At 54.2% G+C, this 21243-nt stretch carries 10 protein-coding genes and 1 tRNA gene; 4 read left to right on the forward strand and 7 right to left on the reverse strand.

The annotated features are described in order from the left end of the window. Nucleotides 1-80: 80 nt before the first annotated feature. The 4 genes from GEOB_RS20570 (at nucleotide 81) to GEOB_RS16535 (ending at nucleotide 15154) form a co-directional block, all read left to right on the forward strand. Nucleotides 81-11621, forward strand: coding sequence for a putative Ig domain-containing protein (locus GEOB_RS20570; RefSeq protein ID WP_195892555.1), 11541 nt, complete (start codon nucleotides 81-83; stop codon nucleotides 11619-11621). Nucleotides 11622-11724: 103 nt separating this feature from the next. Next, nucleotides 11725-12513, forward strand: a complete 789-nt coding sequence (locus tag GEOB_RS16525) for a radical SAM protein (protein ID WP_012648398.1) — start codon at nucleotides 11725-11727, stop codon at nucleotides 12511-12513. Next, entirely contained in the window at nucleotides 12510-13739 is a 1230-nt protein-coding gene (locus tag GEOB_RS16530; protein WP_012648399.1) for a glycosyltransferase, read from the forward strand. Before GEOB_RS16525 ends, GEOB_RS16530 begins: the two co-directional genes overlap by 4 nt. After that, nucleotides 13736-15154 (forward strand): HlyD family type I secretion periplasmic adaptor subunit, encoded by a 1419-nt coding sequence (locus tag GEOB_RS16535; RefSeq protein ID WP_012648400.1) that lies wholly within the window; start codon nucleotides 13736-13738, stop codon nucleotides 15152-15154. Before GEOB_RS16530 ends, GEOB_RS16535 begins: the two co-directional genes overlap by 4 nt. Before the next feature lie 308 nt (nucleotides 15155-15462). Here the strand turns inward: GEOB_RS16535 and GEOB_RS16540 are convergent. The 7 genes from GEOB_RS16540 to surE all read right to left on the reverse strand — a co-directional run bounded on the left by GEOB_RS16540 (nucleotide 15463) and on the right by surE (nucleotide 21196). Then, nucleotides 15463-15539, reverse strand: a tRNA-Arg gene (locus tag GEOB_RS16540). A gap of 191 nt (nucleotides 15540-15730) precedes the next feature. Further along, nucleotides 15731-16615, reverse strand: a complete 885-nt coding sequence (locus GEOB_RS16545; protein ID WP_012648401.1) for a DMT family transporter — start codon at nucleotides 16613-16615, stop codon at nucleotides 15731-15733. A 25-nt stretch (nucleotides 16616-16640) separates the two neighbouring features. After that, the gene (locus tag GEOB_RS16550; protein WP_012648402.1) at nucleotides 16641-17681 is read right to left on the reverse strand and encodes a TRAP transporter substrate-binding protein; all 1041 of its coding nucleotides are present in this window, start codon (nucleotides 17679-17681) and stop codon (nucleotides 16641-16643) included. A gap of 407 nt (nucleotides 17682-18088) precedes the next feature. Next, on the reverse strand, nucleotides 18089-18604 hold the full coding sequence (locus GEOB_RS16555) for an adenine phosphoribosyltransferase (protein WP_012648403.1): 516 nt from the start codon (nucleotides 18602-18604) through the stop codon (nucleotides 18089-18091). Nucleotides 18605-18641: 37 nt separating this feature from the next. Then, nucleotides 18642-19652 carry a sigma-70 family RNA polymerase sigma factor gene (locus GEOB_RS16560; RefSeq protein WP_041267645.1) on the reverse strand — a complete coding sequence of 337 codons (1011 nt, stop codon included), beginning with the start codon at nucleotides 19650-19652 and terminating at the stop codon, nucleotides 18642-18644. 69 nt (nucleotides 19653-19721) lie between these two features. After that, a complete protein-coding gene (locus GEOB_RS16565; RefSeq protein ID WP_012648405.1) occupies nucleotides 19722-20372 on the reverse strand; it encodes a protein-L-isoaspartate(D-aspartate) O-methyltransferase in 651 nt (216 codons plus the stop codon). A gap of 77 nt (nucleotides 20373-20449) precedes the next feature. Further along, a complete protein-coding gene (gene surE, locus GEOB_RS16570) occupies nucleotides 20450-21196 on the reverse strand; it encodes a 5'/3'-nucleotidase SurE (protein ID WP_012648406.1) in 747 nt (248 codons plus the stop codon). Nucleotides 21197-21243: the final 47 nt, after the last annotated feature.

The raw sequence follows: 21243 nt of genomic DNA on the forward strand, positions 1-21243 counted from the left end.
CTGCTGCAGATATTCAGCGACAACTTTCAGCCAAGGGCATTAATGATACCCAAGGCAAAGCAATAACTGACCATTGGTCAGTGGTCAGCCATCAAAAGAACACCGAACACGGTTTTTCCGCTACCGTATTTCAATCTAAAGACGCTTCGTCCCAATATGTACTTGCCATAAGGGGCACAGAAACGGGAACGGGAACTATTGTAGACGACCTGATTAACTCCGACGGTGGCGATCTTGTCCGCGATGGCCTGGCGCTTGATCAGATAGTCGACCTCTATAACTATTGGCAACAATTGACTTCTGCCAAAGGCTCCGTTTATCAAGCCGCTGTTTTTGAAACACTTACGGCGGAAACGGTTGCCTACAATGCTGCAGTTGCATCGGGACCGCTCGGTTTGACATATATTGCTTCCCTTCGTGCCCGAACAGACATAGTCATAGACGAACCCACCGGCCAGGTTCGAAAAATTCTGTTCGTCGATTCCAATGTTATCTACTCCGATAGTCGCAGCCAGGGACTCGGCGTTAACCCTGCCTCTGTAACAGTAGTCGGTCATTCGCTGGGTGGACACTTGGCAGCCGCCTTCTCTCGGCTCTTTCCTACAGCAACTACTGGCACTCTCATGATCAACGGCGCCGGATATGGTGACGGCTTTGCGATGGGGGCGGGAGGTAACGGACCTTCCAATGTAAACAACCTGTTCAGCATGCTTAATGGCACAAGCTCCTTCGATTCGAGCAATATAACAAATCTGGTCGGTTCGGCTGGAATGGACTTCGTTGCCCAGGACTGGTGGATTGGCTTGCACCAGCCCGGTTCGAAATTGACAATCCAAACGGAAAGCGCGAACCTGAGTACCACTTTCGGACATGGTTCCTCCCAAATGACGGACAGCATGGCTATCTACGACCTGCTCTTCCGCCTTGATACTAACCTAGCCGCAAGGAGCACTGCAGATGCCTTGGCACGGCTTGAGTCAACCTTCAAGTCCAGCAGCCCCACCGCAAACAACACCTTCGAATCTATCGTCAACACCCTGAGCAAACTACTTGTATCGGCTAACGCCACACCCATTCCTATCGCTAACAGAGAAGCGCTCTATGCCCGCATCAAGCAAATCAGGACCGCAATCGACAGCATACCTGCCGGTTCGGTAACTGTTGACCCCCTGCCGATCTACCCAGTTAGCACCATCATCAACATGGCCAAAGGTATCGACCTCAACACCAACGATTCTCTGGCTTATCGCTATGCGCTTAAGGAATTAAACCCCTTTGCTGTGCGCGGGCTTGATTACAGCAACGCCAACAAAAACGGTGAACTTAATCTGCTCAACATGAGCACCGGCCAAGGCAGCCTTTCAGAAGCATGGATTGCCGACCGCGCCGCCATGCTCTCCTGGATCATACAGGCCAATACCCTTGATCAGGGCACCGTTCCGACTTCCTTCAGCGATGGATCTGTCTGGCATTTCTCCGACTTGACCACCGGAAAATCCGTGAGGGCAGGTCAAGGCCTTTTTCCCCCTCGACATTACGTCATTTTCGGTAAGGAAGGGGCCGACACCATCACCGGTGGCGAGTATGCCGACCGCTTTTACGGCGCCGGCGGCAATGATGCCATGTATGGATATGGCGGCAACGACTACCTGGAAGGGGGCAAAGGTGACGATACTCTCTATGGCGGCAAGGGCAACGATATTCTTTACGGCGGGCAGGGATACGATACCTATATCTATAACATAGGCGATGGGACCGATACCATCGTTGACCAGGACAATCTGGGCCGCATCCTCATCAGGCGCAACGGGCAAACCATCCAGACCGGCACCCTGTACAGCAGAGGTAACAACATCTGGACCGATGCCAGCGGCAAGGTGCTTCTCACCCACAACTCCCCCTGGCGGTTGGTTCTTGAGGATGGCGGCATTATCGAGCTCGGCGAAAACTTCCAGGACGGCGATTTCGGCCTTGACCTGACCGAACTCCCAGCCAATAACATATCCAACACCATACTCGGCGATTACACTCCGGTGCCGGCGGAATCCAACGAATACCAGTATGATGCTATCGGCATTCCAATCGCTAATGCGAAAACCGATTCTTTGGGCAACATAATTTACGATGCCACCGCACCTTCTCCCACGCGACGGGATTACCTGTATGACAGTGCCGGCAACGACTTGATCAAGGCCGGCGGTGGCAGTGACATCATCAACGCAACCAGGGGAGGCGACAATATCATTGAAGGTGGCAGCGGCAGCGACATCGTAGCAGACTATGGCAATGGCAACAATGTCCTCTTTGGCGAGTTCCAAGGAGATATGGCCGATCTGGTCAGTGCGGGGGAAACTGCCGAAGGCATCAATGAAAAGGGTGACCTAGTCTCCTCCGGTAGCGGTAACGACCAACTGTATGGGTCGATTCGTAACGACGCCCTCTTTGGCGGTGGAGGAAATGACCTGCTGGTTGGCGGAGGCGGAAACGATACCATCCTTGCGGATGCAGCCATAAGCTCTGCCTCGCGGGAATGGAACGTCAACAACGCCGACTTCACAGGCCTTTCTTTCGATGAGGCATTGGTAGGCGGCATAGACAATATCTATGGGGGCAGCGGCAACGATATTATCTATGCCGGCGGAGGCAACGACAGCGTCGATGGCGGTATCGGTAACGACAATCTTTATGGCGAAGGAGGCAATGACTCCATCACCGGCGGTGGGGGTGACGACTTTATCCAGGGAGATGCCGACTGGCAGGCGTTGGATACCCACGGCAACGATTATATTGACGGCGGCGCAGGTAATGACCGGATTGCCGGCCTGGGAGGCAATGACGAAGTATTCGGCGGTGATGGCAACGACGTACTTCAGGGAAATGACGGGGACGATTATTTGGATGGAGAAGCAGGTGATGACCTGTTGGTAGGAAATAATGGCAATGACCAGCTGATGGGTGGCGACGGCCTTGACGAAATGGCAGGTAACGAGGGAGACGACTATCTTGATGGCGAGGCCGGTGACGACAAGATGTATGGTGACGACGGCAAAGATGAGCTCTTTGGTGGCGATGGTAACGACTGGCTTGAAGGTAATAAGGACGGCGATTATCTGGATGGAGAAGATGGCGACGATGTCCTTCTTGGTGGAGAAGAAAATGATCGACTCTTCGGTGGTGAAGGTAATGACCGTCTTCAGGGAGACATGGGCGACGATTATCTGGATGGGGAAGCCGGCAATGATAACCTGATGGGCCTCGAAGGTAACGACAGGCTCTTCGGTGGCGACGGCAACGACTTGTTGCAGGGAGGTGCCGGAGACGATTATTTCGATGGTGGCAACGGCGATGATGAATTGACGGGTGAAGCCGGCGACAACCGAATCTTCGGTGGTTCAGGCAATGATCGTCTACAGGGCGGTGTTGGTAATGATTACCTTAACGGCGGTGAAGGGGATGACAACCTGTATGGGGGTGATGGTACGAATGTCCTGGTTGGAGGCTCAGGAAACGATACCTATTACATTGATCCGACCAGAGAAATAACGGAAATTTATGACAACTTCAATGGTGATGAACAAAACACCATCAAGGTACTTGGTGACATAAATCTGGACAATGTAGTTACGGAGGTAAAAGACGGCAAACTTACCCTTACCTTGCGCACTAAACCCGATAACGGAAACACTGGCGGCAATTCCAGCGGTACAGTTGGCGAATGTGCTTCACAACTGGGTGATCCAATTACCTTTTACATCGGCAATGAAATTTCCTATGCAATCTATGATCTGGGTTACACTCCCGGACCGATGACTGTGGAATCAGCTCTTATGCAGCTTGGCCTCCCGCTCCCCGGAGACAACGGCGGCTATTTGGATGAACAACAGCTTAGCCTGGACGAACTGGTGGCATTGAGCCGCGATCAGAATGAGGTGGATTTCTGCAGGGCCGGCTCTACCCCACCGAGCAGAAAACCGGATCCGCTCTTGGTTGACCTTGACGGTGACGGCATTGAAACAACCAGGATCAACACAACCACCTACTTTGACCATGATGCTAACGGAACCGCAGAACGAACTGCCTGGATCGGTAAAGATGACGGCCTGCTTGTGATGGACAGGAACGGCGACGGTATTATCAACAACGGCCGGGAACTGTTCGGGGATAATACCTTGTTACGGAGCGGAAGTTTAGCAGGCGGCGGTTTTGCAGCCCTGACAGATCTGGATTCGAATAAGGATGGCAAAATCGATGCCACAGATCCAGGATTCGATCGCTTGCGGGTCTGGCAGGATGGTAACGGAGATGCCGTCAGCACGCCTGACGAACTGATTGACCTTTACACTCTTGGTATCAAGGAAATTGCACTGGCAACACAATCAGTAAACGCACTCGACGGCAAAGGAAACACAATAGTCAGTAACGGCACATTCACTCGTGAGGATGGCAGTACAAGCACGATTGCCGAATATCGCCTTAAACGCAACCTCACTCATACCATTTCTGCCGGTGGTACTGCCGGTGCTGACGAAGTGGCGACACTGCCGGAACTAAAGGGCTCAGGCAATCTTATCGACCTGAGTCAGGCAATGGCTGGCAACCCGGCATTGAAGACACTGGTGGGACAATTTTTGACTGAGGGCAGCGCCACCGCCCGTGCCGGCCTGATGGAGCAGATACTTTTTACATGGTCGGGAGCCGATTCGGTAACTGCAGGTTCACGAGGTTGGTTTATAGACGCTCGCAAGGTGGCCTTCATCGAGGCATATATGGGCCGCGAGTTCACCAGCAGATGGGGAAGCTCGCCCAACGATCAGGCGGCAATCCTCCTGGACAACATTTACCAGAGGGTTTCGGAAACCAGTTATGCCCAATTGATGATGCAGACCCATCTACAAGACCTGTACAGCCAGGTGGAATGGAAATGGGATGATGCACAGCAACGGCAAGTAGCAGACCTGTCGCAGGTAACCGCGACCATTGCCGAAACCATGGCAACGGATGCTGAAGCAGGCAGGCAACTGCTCACAGAATTTGCCCGCACCTGGCGGGCATCCAATTCCACCAATAGCACTGCCTACCTTAACTTCCGCGAGTACTTCATCAACATGGATCCAGATCTTGCCTGGATGATGGATACCGGCGGCCTGACCGCTACTGCATCCAGCTTCGGGACCAACAGATCGGAAGCTTTAGACGGCCGCACCATGTCGCAAACCTACCTGTCTTCGGGTGACGGAGACGATGTCCTCTATGCCGGTTCTGCCGATACAAAAATGTTCAGCAATGGAGGCGATTCGCTCCTTGTCGGCGGCACCGGCAACGACTATTTAGTTGGAGGAGAAGGTTCAGATGTCCTGGAAGGGGGCAACGGCTACGATATTCTTACGGGCGGAGCTGGTAACGACACATATATCTTCAGGCGAGGAACAGGCATTGACTCGGTGTCGGATTATGGGATCAGCGCATCGCAGGACGTTATTTATGTGGGTGATTTCATTACTGCGGAAGAAGTGTCCCTGCGAAGAACCGGAGACGATCTTGTTCTGACCATCACCGACAGCGGCGATCGGATGGTCGTCAAAAACTGGTTCTGGAATGATACGTCACAGGTGGAACGTATACAGTTTGCCGATGGAACATTCTGGAATGTGGATACCATTAAAAAGAAGGTTTTGCAGGGTACTGAAAATGCTGACATCCTTACTGGATACGAGTCGGATGATACCATTACGGGTTTGGACGGTAACGACCTTCTTAAGGGTGGCGCCGGCAATGACAGCCTGGATGGAGGGACAGGAAACGATTACCTTAGCGGAGGCTCAGGTAACGACACCTATCTGTTCGGCCGCGGCAGTGGCAGCGACGTTATAGAGGAAGTCGCTAATCCTGCCACTGAGCAGAATATCGTGCAGCTGGGTGATGGGGTTGGACCGGACGACCTGGAATTTATGGTCACCGGAGAGGATCTCTTTATTGCTGTAAAAAACAGCAACGATCAACTCCAGATCAAAGGCTGGTTCGCTGCCGAACCGGCACGTATCGAAGAATTGCACTTTGCCGACGGCACCGTCTGGGATCGCAACGCGATCTTGTCGATGATGGCTGTCCCCACCAATACGGACGACTATCTGGCCGGCACGCCCAACGGTGATCTTTTGAATGGCGGTGGTGGATATGATTCCATCTACGGCTTTGGCGGCAACGACATCCTTATTGGCGGCAGCGAAGACGACTATATCGTGGGGGGGCAGGGCAACGACACGCTGGACGGCGGTGCGGGATACGATGATCTGTATGACAACGACGGCACCAATAGGCTTTCCGGAGGTGCCGATGAGGATTATCTTGAGGTGGCCGGGGGCGTCAATGAATTGGATGGAGGCGCAGACAGCGATCGTCTGCTCACAACTGCCGGGAGCAATACCATCTTTTTCCGGCGAGGCGATGGCTTCGACTATGTGGAGACCTACCTGACATCGGCTTACACTGTGGGTGACGCTGTTATATTTGGGGAAGGAATTCGCCCGGAGGATCTGAGCATCCAGATCAACGACAGCTCTATCAGTGGTGACGGGTACGGCGGAGAGATTCCCACATTTGTTCCAACTGCAGCCTTTGTCGATGGTGCATATGGTGGCGGATTCGGCAGTTCGGTCCAGTTAGCTATCGGCATCGGCAACGACGAAGGCATGCTCATCACCGGAACCCCTGCCGATACAGGTTATGGCGGTGGCTATGGCGGAACGATCTTGAACCTGCATAACCTTTCCATACAACGGTTCGTCTTTGCCGACGGTCGGGAATTGTCCCTTGCGGACATAATTGGTATGGCTGACGAAGGTGTGATTGGTTATCAGACCTCCCCCTGGTGGGACAAGTTCCTCCTGGGGAGCGTCGCCAATGATGAGATCTACGGTAACTTCAACAATGACAAAATCGATGCCCGCGACTACGATGACTACCTTAATGGACAATACGGCGATGATGCGCTCAGTGCCGGTTCGGGTCAGGACGACGTTTTCGGTGGTGATGGCGATGATGTGCTCGCCGGGGGACGCGGTGATGACTACTTGAGCGGTGGCTTCGGCAACGATGTCTACGCCTTCAACCGCGGCGATGGTCATGACTACATCGACAATTATCCCGGCACCGCCTACGGCGAAACCGACACCATTTCATTCGGCGTCGACATCCTCCCGGCCGATATCCGTGCAACGATTGACACCAGCACCGGCAATCTGGTGCTGAGCATAGCAGGAACAGACGATAACATTACCATCCCCTGGACCGACCCCAACAACGGCTTTGCCACCTTATCGGCAAGCGCAATAGCCAGGGTACAGTTCATCGATGCCGGCGGCAGCAACCGCATTTTCGATCTGGCAGGTCTCATCGAGGCCCACAAAGATGAACTGGTGGCGGCCGCCACGACCCCGGTCAGCCTCTTTGGAGCCGACGCAGACACCTTTGAGTTGACCGGCACCGTCGATGCTGCCGGCTGGCAGTATGCGGTGGCCTATGCCCAGACTGGCGATCTTTTTGCCGAGCCCAACTACCTTTATGGTTCCTGGGGTAACGACACCATCACCGGGCGTGCCGGTGACGACACCTTGGAAGGGGGTTACGGCGACGACCGCCTTGCCGGCGGTTCAGGCGACGACACCTACGCCTATTACCAGTGGGACGGTAACGATACCATCGACGACGTCTCCACCCCGGGGGATCCTAACTCCCTTTTATTCGGCTACGGCATCACCCCTGATGACATCACCTTGAGTCACGACAAGGGACAGGGTCAATTAATACTGAACATCTTGACTACCGGTGAGACCATACGTATCAATCACTTTGTCGCTGACGACCCCTATGGCCCCCATGCGGTGGAGTACTTCAAGTTCGATGACGGGACTGTGCTGACCTGGAGCCAGATGATCGACAAGGGCTTTGACATCATCGGCAGCTCCTGGGACGACGACCTGCCGGGCACTGCCACTACCGACAGAATTTCCGGCAACGAAGGAAACGATTTTATTGCCGCTGGAAGGGGCGATGACATTCTTGCCGGCGGTAATGGTGACGACTTCTATCACTACAACCCCGGCGACGGAATCGACCGTATCAATGATCTTTCTCTTCCCGGTGAAGAGAACACCCTTGCCTTCGGTGAAGGAATCGCTCTGCCCGATATAACCCAGCGGCTGACCTATCGTGATAATACATTGATCATCCGTGTCGGCGATGGTGGCGACGAAATTCATCTCAGCAACTTCGACCCCAATCAAGCCGACAGCGGCCCAAGAGCCATTCAGACTTTTACCTTTGCCGATGGGACCAGCATTACCTATGAGGATCTGGTCAAAAACACCTTCATTCTTCAGGGAGATACCACCAATGATGCAATCCGCGGCACCAATCTGAGTGATCGCCTCTACGGGTACGAGGGAAGCGATTGGTTGGATGCAGGCGAAGGCAACGACACTCTTACCAGTGGGACAGGCGATGATGAACTTGAGGGGGGCACAGGAAACGATGCCTATGTTTTCAATTTGGGCGACGGTGTTGATACCATTTCGGATTCTGCAACTCTTGAGGAAGGCAACATTATTCACTTCGGCGCCGGCATTACCGCTGCCGATCTACGGACCAGGATTGACGGAAACACCCTGGTCATCGAGTACGGAAACGGTGGCGACGCCATAATCCTCGATAATTACGATTACAGTGGATTAAACGGTTCACATGTGGTTGAACACATCGAATTCGCCGATGGCTCCATCATAAGGCTGGCCAGCCTCGTCGATCCCGGTACTGAAGGCAATGACCTAATCTTTGGCACTCCTTTCGATGACGTCATCAATGCCAAAGGTGGCGATGATGAGGTTTACGGCCTTGCCGGCAATGATCATCTCTCAGGTGGAACAGGCAGCGACCGCCTGGACGGAGGCGACGATGAAGACATTATCGATGGTGGAGGGGGAAATGACACGCTTACCGGGGGCAAAGATTTCGATACCTATCTCTTCAACATCGGCGATGGTTCCGATGTGATCGTCGATGCCGCAGACAAAGGAATCGGCAACATCGCGGCCTTCGGAACAGGAATTACCCGGAACGACGTCTCATTGACCGTGGATGGTAATGATCTGCTCATCACCTACGGCGGGTCCGGCGACCAGATCAGAGTGATAAACTACAATCCTACGGGCCGGCGCAGTGATTTGCCGGTAAGTGCCCTGCAGTTTGCCGATGGTTCTACCATGTACCTGCAGGAGCTTATAAATCAGGCTCCTGCAATAGGCACCTCACTGATCGATCAAAGTGCGACGGAAGACACGGCCTTCACCTTACGACTCCCCGATGATGCCTTCATAGATCCAGAAGGACTGCCTATGAGTTACCGGTTGAGTGGTCCGGGCAATGCCCCCCTTCCCTCTTGGATCATTTTCAATCCGGTTACCCGTACTCTGAATGGGACACCCGGCAATGGAGACGTCGGAATCCATGAGGTCGTAGTAACCGCGTATGACGACCTTGGCACCACGAGCCGGCGCTCTTTCTTCGTAACTGTTCAGAACACCAACGATGCCCCGGTAGTTGTAGAAGCTATCCCAGCACAGAACGTACTGGAAGACAGTCCTTTCAGTTACCGGATACCTGCAGCAGCCTTCGACGACATAGACGCCGGTGATTCTCTGACACTGTCCGCAGCCCTGTCCGACGGAGCTCCGCTGCCGGCATGGCTGCAGTTCGACGCTGCCACCGGCACATTCAGCGGCACTCCGGGGAACGATGATGTGGGGAGCCTGAGCATAAACGTCACCGCCACAGACCTGGCCGGAGCTGCTGTCGACAATGCCTTCGACCTGACTGTGGAGAACGCCAACGATGCCCCGGTTGCAGTGACGCCGCTGACGCCTCAAAATGCCGTCGAAGACCTGCCGTTCTCCTACAGCATTCCCGCCGATACCTTCAACGACATGGACAAAGGTGATTCTCTGACACTTTCCGCCACCCTGGCAGATGGTTCGGCACTGCCCGCCTGGCTGCAGTTCGATGCTGCCACCGGGACCTTCACCGGCACCCCCGACAACAGCAATGTGGGAGCATATCAACTTTCGGTAACGGCCACCGACCTGGCTGGAGCCGCCGCCTCCACCGACCTTGGCCTCACCGTGGCAAATGTCAATGACGCGCCCGTTGTCAACGGCGTCGTCACCGACCAGGTTGCCCAGAGTGGTCACCTGGTCAGCTTCGCCATCCCCACCGGGCTTTTTGCGGATGTGGACAAGGGTGACATCCTCACCATCTCCGGGACAAACGGCGACGGCTCCCCCCTCCCCGCCTGGCTGACCTATGACCAGGCAAGCGGCACCATGTCCGGCACCCCTGACAATTCCGCCATAGGCAGTCACACAATATGTTTGACCGCCACAGACCAAGCCGGAGCACAGGTCGATACCTCCTTCACCATGGAGGTACTGAGAAACAGGCTGCCAATAGCTGTTCCGGACACCGCCGAACTGGATGAAGACGGTCCCTCTCCCTCCGTGACCGGCAACGTCCTCGCCAACGACAGCGATCCGGATCTGGGAGACGTTCTCACCGTTGCAGACCCCGGGGTCAGGGAGGGGGAATACGGCTATCTGGGTCTCTCCGGCGACGGCAGGTACGGATACATACTGGACAACCTGTCCGAAGACGTTCAGTCACTGGGGCGCTCAGCCCAGGTAACAGAACATTTCGACTACACCGTCACCGACGGTGAAGACGCGGTTCCCTCTTCCCTGGAAATAACCATCAGGGGAAAGAACGATGCCCCTATTCTAGAGGAGCATCTGGACGACCGGCGGATCAAAAAAGGGAAAGAATTCAGCTTCTCCATCGATTCCGACAGCTTCGAGGACGCTGACGAGGGCGATGCCCTCACCTACACCGCCACCTTGGCCGACGGCACTGCCCTGCCCGATTGGCTGAAATTCGACGGCACGACCGGCATCTTCTCCGGTACAGCGCCGAAAACTGCCGGTTACCTGGACATCAAGGTAACCGCCACCGACATGGTGGAAGCCACCGGCAGTACGGAAGGAAGCCTCTCCGTTTCCGATACCTTCGAATTGAGCTTCGGCAAGAGCAGGAAGGAGTCTGACGACCGTCGCAAAGACGATCACCGTGAAGACAAGCTGGACTGGATGAAAAAGGCCGGACCCGGCCATCGCGAGGATGAGCAAGGTAGCTTCAGGCCCGGCCATGACGATGACCATGACCATGGCCATGACCGCAGGCGCAGTGAGGATCATTCTGTCTCGAATGGCAACGATTACCTTGACAGGCAGCGGCTTGATGATTTCCTGCAGGACTTTGATCAGCCCTCTCCCGGCACTGACCGCGAGATTGCCACACGCTGGCAGGCAGTAAGCGATGCGCTGAAAGAGGAGCTCGCGGACTTCGACAACGACTTCGGTAACCATCGCAAACAATCCGGCGACTTCTCCTTCATGAACTATGACCACGGATCCGGCTTTGGCAGGGGCATTGTCGATAGCAGTCTGTTGACCGCCGGCAGCGGGACCGAGCTTAAGGACTTCAAGGGTCTTAAGGAAGGGCTGCGGAGATTGGGATAATAAAACCTGTCAAGCGAGGAGGGATGTTGGTGCAAAGCCATATCCCTTCTCGTTCGCCATGGTTTCTGCTCTTGAGAAGCCACAAAAAGATCGGATCATGTAATTGAAAACTGCCACAAGTAGTCATACCAGCTTCATTCAGATAGAGATCACCACGATCTGCAACTTCGACTGTTTCTACTGCGCAGGGAGAAATATGCCCCAGCGACACATGGGCCTGGATCTCTTCAACACAATACTGGCATCACTACCACTAGAACCTTGCACAATCTCGCTTCAGGGAGAGGGAGAACCGACTCTTCATCCCCATTTCATTTCAATGGCAAAGCAGGTGATCGAAGCGGGCCATATTCCCTATACCATTACCAACTGCAGCTGTCTTGATGCCAGTGTCATCGCCGAAGTTTTCCCCCAGATCGGCGTATCGCTGGACACGCTGGACCCGGGTGAAGCGCAGCGCCTTGGACGGCATGACCTGCGGCAGGTGGTGGAAAACCTGGACCGGCTTCTCCAAAGGATGGGGCCTGACCGAGTCATCCTGCATACGGTAAATTACGGACAGCAAATGGAACGATTTACCAAGCTCGTTGAGAGCAGAGGGTTTTCCCGTCATATCGTTCAACCCCTGCAAATGAAGGACGATTATCGGAAGCGGTACTGCAACGTACCTGTGGGGCCGCAGGGATGGAAATCTGCCCATTACTTAGGCTGCCGCTATCTGCAGCAGCCGCTCATGCGTTACTTCGATGTGAACGGCCGGGAGATGCCCTGCTGTTATATCAAGGATGCATCCAAATTTGTGTCGACGGATCATGCGCGCAGCGTAATGGGCCAGGGCAGAGTGCCCGACTGCTGCGCAGGCTGCCGTGAAATTACCATGGGGCGATCATGAGCCGCTTCATGCTGGCATGGGAGCTTGGCGGCAACTATGGCCATCTGGGCAAACTGGTCCCTCTGACGCATGCAATCAAAGACAAGGGACATGACGTGGCCCTTGCTGTAAGAGATCTTGCCGCACTGGGGAAATGCCTGGACCGCACGGCTGCGACCCTCCTGCAGGCACCCATTGACTCACACCCGAGAAGAAAGTGCCAGCCGGTCAGTTTCGCCGATATCCTGGACGATGTGGGTTTCGGCAGTCCCGAGCGCCTTGATGGGCTGGTGCGTGGCTGGCACGGCCTCTTTGATCTCTACCGGCCCGAGGTAGTGGTGGCGGAATACGCGCCGTCAGCCGTATTTGCCGCCAGGCTGGCAGGCATACCCTGTCTGAGGATGGACACGGGCTTCGCCATTCCGCCGGACGTGAGCCCTTATCCCTGTTTCCGCCCCTGGCTCAAGCTGCGGCGGGAACAGCTGTTGGAAAAAGAGACGGGCATGCTGCAGGCCATAAACCAAGTTCGCGAAGACTATGGTTATTCTGCCCATGAGCATCTCTTTCAGGCAGTGCAGGCCGACCTGACCCTGCTGACAACGGTGCCGGAGCTTGATCACTACCCGGCGCGCAAGGGAGGGCGCCATATCGGCCCTCTGTTGAACTTGGATACAGGGCAGGATATCCCCTGGCCTGGCGGAAACGGACCGCGAATATTTGCCTATCTGCATCCCTTTCCAGGACTTGGACTGGTACTGGATGGACTCAGGAACTGCGGCGGTCAAACCATTGCCGTGGTTCCCGGTATCAGCCAGGAAATTTGCGACCGGTATAGGGGCAGCAAATTTTCGATCTCCGACCAACCGGCGACATTGCGGCATATTTTGCCCAAAGCGGAATTGGTCGTTTCCCATACCGGCCATGGCCTGACCTCGGCTGCACTGCTGGCAGGGGTGCCAACCTTGGCGATACCGACCCAGATCGAACAGATGATGCTGATGAGAACTATCGAACGACTTGGTACCGGTACTGGTGTTACCCCCAATGCACTACGGACACATTTTCAGGAAATCCTGCAGAAGACCCTTGCCGATCAGGAGATTACCCACCGAACCCAAGAGCTTGCAGCCAAGTACAGTCGGTATGATGAACGGAGAACCTTGGCTCGTCTGATAACAACCATTGAGCGACTGCCTGAAACCATCATAAACAGGCAGCCCGATAAACAGGAGAAAACATACAGATGAATGAGCAGCATTCAGCAAAACCTTCCGGCTTGGTGAGACTGTCCTCTAGGCTGTTCAATGCCGCTGAAACAGATTCGCTGGACTTTGCCCCCTCCATGGTTCAATTGCAGGAGAAGCCACCGGCACCGCTGGGACGGACCGTGTTGAAGGTTGTGGCGATACTGTTCTGTTGCGTCCTGCTGTGGGCTATTCTGGGGCGGCTGGATATCGTGGCGGTGGCGGAAGGCAAGCTGGTGCCGAAGACTTACCTGAAGATCGTGCAGCCTTCTGAACAGGGAATCGTGGAGGATATCCTTGTCAAGGAGGGGCAGTCGGTTACCAAGGGGCAACTCCTGATGCGGATGGATGCGGTACTCTCCACTGCGGAAGGTAACTCCCTTACTTCTGAATTCCACCGCTTGCGGCTTGGCCTGCGCCGCATAGATGCAGAGCTGGCAGGCAGGCAGCTTACCCGCGAGAGTGGCGACCCGCCTGATCTGTTCGCCCAGGTATCGGCGCAATACCACACCAACCGTCAGGCCCAGCAGAGTGCCATCGATGAGCAACAGAGCGTGCTGGAGCGTGCCCGCCAGGATATGGCTTCGGCCCGGGAAATCAAGGCAAAGCTTGAGCAGACACTGCCCCATTACCGTGAACAGGAAAGGGCCTACGAGGATCTTTTTAAAACAGGGACGGTTGCAAAGCTTCAGTTTTCTGAAAAGCAACGGGACCGGATCGAGAAGGAACATGACCTGAGAACCCAGGAGTTCACCATGAAAAGTAATCAGGCGCTGATGGCCCAGGCCCAGAAGAAGATGGCTCAGATCACGGCAGAAAACCGGCGCCAGTTGCAAATCGAACGGGTTGAAAGCATGGGACAGTTTGAGAAAATCAGGCAGGAGTTGGCCAAGCAGCAGCACCGTCACCAGTTACTGGAGCTGAGGGCACCGGACGACGGCGTTGTCAAGGATCTGGCCACACATACAACAGGTACGGTTGTGACGCCAGGGACCATTCTGATGACTTTGGTGCCCAAGGAAGAACCGCTGCAGGCCGAGGTATGGGTAAGCAACGAGGATATTGGTTTCGTGCGTCCCAATCAGCCGGTGAAGGTCAAGCTGTCCGCTTTCACCTTCCAGAAATACGGAATGCTTAACGGGAAAGTGGAACAGGTCAGCGCCGATTCCAGCGAAAACCAAGGCCAGACCGGAACGATCGATTCGACTACTTCAGCTCCGCCCAAGGACCTGAGCCGCCTGCGCTACAAAACCCTGGTGACGCTCTCCACCCAGCAACTCATGGCAGATGGACAAAAGCACAAATTAACCCCCGGCATGCAGGTGTCGGCCGAGATAAAATTGGGCACGAGATCGGTGGTGGAATACCTTTTCTCACCGGTAACAAAGGCGTTCCATGAGGCGGGGCGAGAACGGTAGGTTGAGTGGACCCTATAGTCAAGACAATAAACCGTCGAGTTTAAGGTGGTGCTGTTGAGGCAGCATGCCAGAGGTCGAACAGGTCTCGACCTTTCTTCCGCTGATAAAGCGCACGAAGCTCAAACAAACAAGAAAAGCAACGAAATTTGTTGCTTTTCAAAATTGAGTAATTGGCGCTTCAACGCCTTCTCTCCTCTAGGTCTAACCTCTGACCTTTGGGTTATGAGCTACTGAAAAAACATAACTACACAGAAATTACACAGACGGAAAAAAGGGCCACAGCACATGCTGTAGCCCTTTGAGTTTTATGGCGTCCCCGAGACGATTCGAACGTCCGACCCCTTCCTTAGGAGGGAAGTGCTCTATCCTGCTGAGCTACGGGGACAGTGAGAAAAGGCCTTGAAGTTTAGAATCAAAAACCGGCAGGACCAAGGAAGTGTTTCTAACAAATCTTAACCCTGTAGTCAAGACAATTCAAGTACTGTAACCACCAAGCCCTCCCGTTCACCCAGCAAGGCACCGTTGTCACCCTTCGAAAAATGTCCCTATCGACCAAGTTTCAGCCTTCAAAGTGGTCTATCTCTTAATTGCCAACGCGACCCCGGTTACGGTCACGAACATCCCCATCAGGGCGGTAACGCCCAGCTGTTCGTCGAAGAACAGGAAGGCCATCAACGAGGTAACCGGCGGGACGAGATAAAACAGGCTAGCCACCCGTGAGGCTTCGCCGCGCCGGATAAGGATATTGAGCAGGGTGATGGCCCCCAGCGACAGCACTACCACCAGCCAGGCCATGGCAAATATGAATGTGCCAGTCCAACGTACCTGCATTGTTTCAAAGGTTGGCGCCAGGAGCGCCATTGTCAGCGCTGAGGCAGCGAATTGGATTACGCCGCCGCTCCGCAAATCCATAAGAGCGCAGTAGCGTTTCTGATAAAGTGTGCCTGCGGTGATGCCAAACAGGGCCATTATGGCCATGGATAGGCCCAGTGGGCTGCCCCCGACAAAAGAAATCTTGTCCATCAGCACCTGTACTACGCCCACCAGACCGAGGCCAAAACCAACCCATTGCCTGGGGTACACCTTCTCCCCCAGTATTCGCGCAGCGACAACGGCGGTGAACAGCGGCTGCAACCCGGCGATGAGAGATACGATACCGGCAGGCACCCCCTGATAGATCGCGCAGAACACACCACCAATATAGAGGGCGTTGACCAGAACGCCGGATACGGCAATGTGTAGTGCCTGAACTGGGCTGGCAGGCCAGGGTGCCCGCATCAGCAGGGCCATGGCCAGAAGCAGCAGCGTGACGAACCCGAACCGCCAGAGAAGAAAGGTGAAAGGCTCGGCGAACGGAAGGCCGAACTTTGCACCAATGAAACCGGTGCTCCAGAGGAGGACAAATAAAAAGGGCGCCGCGATCTCCCCATAACCAGTTCTGTCTATGGTGGTATCCGTCATGACTGCTTACTCTCCAGCCTGGTTGTTAATCACGGTACTTTTTCAGCAGATCCTTGGCGTCTTTCAGAAGCGCCTTGCCGTTGGCCCCCTTTGCGCTAACCTCCTTGATCCATTCATCATCGACAGACTCGGTGGCCTTGGTCCATCTCTTGTATTCGGCATCGGTCAGGATGTTTATCTTATTCTTACGGTTCATGGCTACCTTGCGGGATACACTCGCCCCCTCGTCCCATATTTTGCCTACCCACCTGGAGACCTCACGACCGCTGTTGTTGTCGATGACCTTTTTCAGGTCGGCGGGCAAGCTGTTGTATTTGGACTGGTTCATGGCAAAGACAAAGATTGAGTTGGCATGTTTGGCCTGGCTCGGTGCGGTCTCAGTGTGGGTTTTGCAAACTTCCTGCAACTTCAGAGAAGTGGTTACCTCCCATGGGATGCTGACGCCATCCACCACCCCCTTGGCAATGGATTCAGGCACTGCCGGCGCCGGCATTTGCACCGGCATCGCACCCAGGGCAGCCAGAGTCTTGGTACCGATGCGGCTGGCTGCACGTACCTTCAATCCCTTCAGGTCCTCCAATGTCTTGACGGTCTTGCTGCCAAAATGGAGCTGTGAACCGTCATGCACATGGGTGAAGATCAGCTTCACCCCCTTGAACTCATCCATCGCATTTTTCTGAACATAGTCCCACATGGCCTGGCTCGCTCGCTCGGAACTTTTGGCCATGAACGGCAGCTCGAAGACCTCAGATTTGGTGAACCGACCGGCCTGGTAGGTCGGCAAGCTCCAGACGATGTCGGCTATGCCGTCACGGGCCTGGTCGAAAAGTTGGGCAGGTGAACCTCCCAACTGCATGGAGGGGTAGAGTTGACACTTGAGCCTGCCGCCGGACTCCTTGCCGATCTTGTCACACCAGGGAATTAGGTTTTTCTGGTGGAATGTGGAACCTGGCGGCAGAAAATGGGCCACTTTGAGGGTGACTGCTTCCGGGGCGGCAAAGCTGGTCCCGGCGCAAAGAGCTATGACGGTTGCGGTTAAGACCAGGCATCTTTTCGACTGCTTCATGTTCGCCTCCTGTCCATCTTTTATTATTTATAAAAAACTGTTTTGCAAAAATGACTCCATTCTACAAGCAAACAAGCAACATCATCGCCCATAATTTAACCATCTGAAATATCTGTTAAATTTTTACGAACACGTGTTAAATTAAAATAAAATTGTTTTATTTCTGCAATGGAATTGTAAAATTGTGAGTGAGGGTGTAACAAATTGATGGAGTAAGCTGCCTGTTCCTTCTCAGCAGCAAGAGGCATTTATCGGTAGAGATTGAATTGCAGAGGCTCCGGCTAACACATCTGCATTGCGATGTGAATAAAAAAAGGGAGTAGCAAGACCGCTACCCCCAAAGTACTTTATCCCCACACAAGCCAACCTGCAGTGCCACAGAGAGACATGGCTTGGCAGGCGACTGTCTAAAACTTCAACAGCGAAAAGACTCTTTCGACAGGCAGTTTGGTCCTGCCGTTAAGGAATTCGAGCTCTGCCATGAAGCAGCATTCAACAAGCTCTCCCCCCATGGAATCGACCATATCGACCACAGCCGACATGGTTCCCCCCGTGGCCAGCAGGTCATCGGCGATCAGGACCCTTTCCCCTTTCTTGATGGCATCAGTGTGCATTTCCAGGGTATCGGTGCCATACTCCAGGTCATAGGTTTTTTTGAATGTTTCCGAGGGAAGCTTACCAGGCTTACGCACCAGCACGATGCCGGCGCCCAGCTTATATGCCAGGGCTGCGCCGATTATGAAACCTCTGGCCTCAACCCCAACCACCTTGTCGATTCTTTTGCCGATGTAGCGGTGGGACAAGAGGTCAATCATCCGCTGGTAGGACGCCGCATCAGACAACAGGGTGGTAATGTCCTTGAAAATGATACCTTTTTTGGGGAAATCCGGGATGTCTCTGATGATACTCTTCAACTCTTCCATGCCTTCTCCTTGACATTCTTCTTCAAAACCAAAGAATTTATTTGCTGGGGACACTGCAACGTGCCGCCAATTCCGTTGCCTCCATTATCTTTCTCAACTTTTCCAGTGACTTTGCCTCGATCTGGCGGATTCTTTCGCGGGTTACGCCGAAACTGCGGCCGATGGTGTCCAGGGTCTGCGGGTCTTTGTCATCCAGGCCGAAACGCAGGGTGAGGATCTTCTTTTCATTGTCGGAAAGGGTGTCAAACCATTTGGAGACCATTTCATACCTGTTCACATCCTCCAAAAGTTCGGCAGGCGAGACGGTGGAGGTATCCTCTATGGTATCGATGAGAAAGTAATCGTTGTTTTCCCCCATGGGGCGCTCGATGGAATAGGTCTTTTTCAGCAGCACCATCAGCCTGCGGATATATGCCGAGTTAACCTCCATGGCGGTGGCCACTTCCTTGATGGAAGGTTCTCGATTGATCTTCTGCAAAAGTTCCCGGGTTATTCTCAGCATCTTGTTGATGTCGTCGGAAACATGGACCGGCAGCCTGATGGTCCGGGACTGGTTTACCAAAGCACGCTCGATGGACTGCCTGATCCACCATGTGGCGTAGGTGGAGAAGCGGCATTCCTTGGAGAGCTTGAACCGCTCCACTGCCTTGATCAGCCCCATGTTCCCCTCTTCGATCAGGTCCAGGAAAGGGAGACCGCGGTTGATGTAACGTTTGGCGATTTTTACCACCAGCCGCAGATTGGATTCGATCATCTTGTCGCGGGCAGCCTTATCCCCCCTGTCGATCCGTGCTGCCAGCTCTTTTTCTTCGTCTGCAGTCAAAAGCTTGGTCTTTTGAATCTCCCGGAGATAGAGCTTGATGGCATCGTCGAAATGCTCGACTACGGCTACCTTGATCTCTTCTTCCTCAACCTCCTCATGTTCCTCGACCTCTTCCACCTGCTCCAGCTCTACAGCATCAGGCTCAACTTCCGGTTCCATGAAAAGGTCCAGCTCCTTATGCGGTTCCTCTCCGGGAAAAACTCCTATGGTTTCATCGTTGTCCATGGCAACCTCGCTTGTGGATTCAAGTTCACTTCCGTCTGCCTTCTTGACCATAGCACCACTTTCCATAAATTACTCTTCGCCGCTCCATCCGTACTTGCCGATGAGTTTGACGAAACGGCATGGGACAGACTCCTGACAGGTGATGGTCCCGTCCTTTTCCTTTGTCACCCGTACCAGGGTCTGATCCAGCTGATTTCCCACGGGTATTACAAGCCTGCCCCCCAAAGCCAGTTGATCGACGAGGTGAGCCGGAACATCCGGCGCCCCGGCAGTGACAATAATCGCATCGAACGGGGCCTCGGCGGCCCAACCATCGGTGCCGTCACCTATTTTCAGGTTCACATTCAGGTAGTGCAGCCTGTCCAGGGCCTTTCTTGCCCGCAAGGCAAGAGAACGTATCCGCTCCACAGTGTAGACCCGGTTAGACAACTCGGCAAGAATGGCGGTCTGATAACCGGAGCCGGTTCCCAGTTCGAGGACTTTTTCCCGGCCGGTCAACTGCAGCATCTCGGACATGAGAGCCACCATGTATGGCTGAGAAATGGTCTGTTTTTCACCGATTGGAAGAGATGAGTCACTGTAGGCTTGTGCAGCCATAGCCTCTTCGACGAAAATATTACGTGGAACTTTCAACATGGCATCAATAACGCGCCGGTCCGTGATACCGCGGCCGATAATCTGCGTCTCCACCATTCTTCGTCTTGTGATGTCGAAATTCATAATAAAACCTTAATGCCTATAGCCGGAAAAATATAACAGACAGACACCCATCTGTCCAGCCTACAACTGCTCCGGCATCAGAAGATTTCCCATTTTTTCAGAACGGCGATGGAATTGTAATTGGTCAGATCAAGATGTAATGGGGTTACGGAGACATGTCCACGGGAAACAGCGTGGTAATCGCTGCCGTCGATGTCCTTGAAATTAAGATCGACGGTGCCTATCCAGTAGTAGTTGCGACCGCGGGGATCGACCTTGTCGACGATGGTCCCCTCGTAAGATCTCTTTCCCTGGGTTGTCACCAGGGGGGGGCGAATTCTCTCCCGGGGCAGGTCCGGGACATTGACATTGAGAAAGGTATCGGCCGGCAGCCCTTTTTCACGGACAGTGGCGGCAAGTTTCACAGCGAATTGAGCTGCCGCGGCATAATTGGTTCCCTCGGCAGACGTTACCAGGGAGACGGCAATGGCCGGAATGCCCATCAGGGTGGCCTCCATTGCCGCTGAGACAGTGCCTGAATAGGTCACATCATCACCGAGATTAGCTCCGCGATTGATGCCGGAAACAACTATGTCCGGCTTGAAAGAAAGGAGGCTGTGGATGCCCAGATTGACGCAATCGGTCGGGGTACCGTCAACGGCAAATATATTCTCGCCGATCTTGTTGGCCCTAAGCGGGTGATGAAGGGTTAGTGCGTGACCGACAGCGCTCTGTTCCCTGTCCGGAGCAATCACGAATACCTGGCCAAGCACTGTCATTGCCTCAGCCAAGGCGTTGAGGCCGGGGGCGCGCACCCCGTCATCGTTGGTCAGGAGAATTTTCAAGGTAGCCTCTTCGTCATACTTCCTCTTTATAAGGTACTAACCGGTTC

The organism is Geotalea daltonii FRC-32 (assembly GCF_000022265.1).
GTDB lineage: Bacteria > Desulfobacterota > Desulfuromonadia > Geobacterales > Geobacteraceae > Geotalea > Geotalea daltonii.

Coding starts and splice junctions, on each gene's coding strand:
- GEOB_RS16560 (WP_041267645.1), bottom strand. CDS start 19,652: ATGGACAACGATGAAACCATAGGAGTTTTTCCCGGAGAGGAACCGCAT.
- GEOB_RS16530 (WP_012648399.1), top strand. CDS start 12,510: ATGAGCCGCTTCATGCTGGCATGGGAGCTTGGCGGCAACTATGGCCAT.
- GEOB_RS16550 (WP_012648402.1), bottom strand. CDS start 17,681: ATGAAGCAGTCGAAAAGATGCCTGGTCTTAACCGCAACCGTCATAGCT.
- GEOB_RS16545 (WP_012648401.1), bottom strand. CDS start 16,615: ATGACGGATACCACCATAGACAGAACTGGTTATGGGGAGATCGCGGCG.
- GEOB_RS16565 (WP_012648405.1), bottom strand. CDS start 20,372: ATGAATTTCGACATCACAAGACGAAGAATGGTGGAGACGCAGATTATC.
- GEOB_RS16535 (WP_012648400.1), top strand. CDS start 13,736: ATGAATGAGCAGCATTCAGCAAAACCTTCCGGCTTGGTGAGACTGTCC.
- GEOB_RS16555 (WP_012648403.1), bottom strand. CDS start 18,604: ATGGAAGAGTTGAAGAGTATCATCAGAGACATCCCGGATTTCCCCAAA.